This window comes from Streptomyces sp. AC627_RSS907 (genome assembly GCF_019049165.1).
Genome location: NZ_JAGMUE010000299.1, coordinates 1 through 663, shown reverse-complemented (window position 1 = coordinate 663; position 663 = coordinate 1). Strand labels below are relative to the sequence as shown.

Below are 663 nucleotides of genomic sequence, written 5' to 3'. Positions count from 1 at the left end.
GGGTGAGCGGATCGGCGAGGGGCTGCGCGAGTTCGCCGGCAAGCTGCTCGGGCAGGGGCTCGCGCTGCGCGCCGTCGCCCAGCGCTTCACCGGCCTGGCCGGCCGGGTGGAGCCGGTGCCCGGCTCGGCGCTGCTACCGCGCCTGGCGGAGCACTCCCCCGAGGCGGTGGCCCACCGCACCCGGGGCAGCGGCGACCCGGTGCCGGCCCCCGCGATCGGCATCGCGGCGGCCGGCCTGGCGGGCGTGTCGGGCGGCCTGTGGCAGGGCCCGCTGATCGCGCTGGCCGCGCTCGTGCCGCTGGTCTTCATCGCCGTGGTGGTGCTCGGCGCCGCCCGCCTCTGGGGCTCCGGCCACCCGGACCGGTGGGCCGTGGGGCCGCGGGTCGCGGTGTGCGCGGGAGCGGCGCTCGGGGTGGCCGGCGGCGCGCTGGCCGACCCGCCGCCGTGGCTGGGCGCCACGGGCCTGCTGCTCGGCCTCGCGCTCGCGGTGGAGACGGCGCGCCGGCTCTGGTACGCGGCGGCCGACGCCTGGGCCCTGGCGTACGGCATAGCCGCGCTGCGCCAGGCGTTGGAGGGGCTCGACGCGCTGCTGGCCGACGCGGTGCGCGAGCACTGGGCCGCCGACGAGCGGCTGTACTGCGCCGACGCGGCCCGCTCGGTGGC

Annotated in this window: 1 pseudogene; it reads left to right on the top strand. The window is 80.8% G+C overall.

What is annotated here, in order from left to right:
- A pseudogene (locus tag KUM32_RS35385) lies at window positions 1–663 on the top strand (hypothetical protein); the annotation flags it as partial.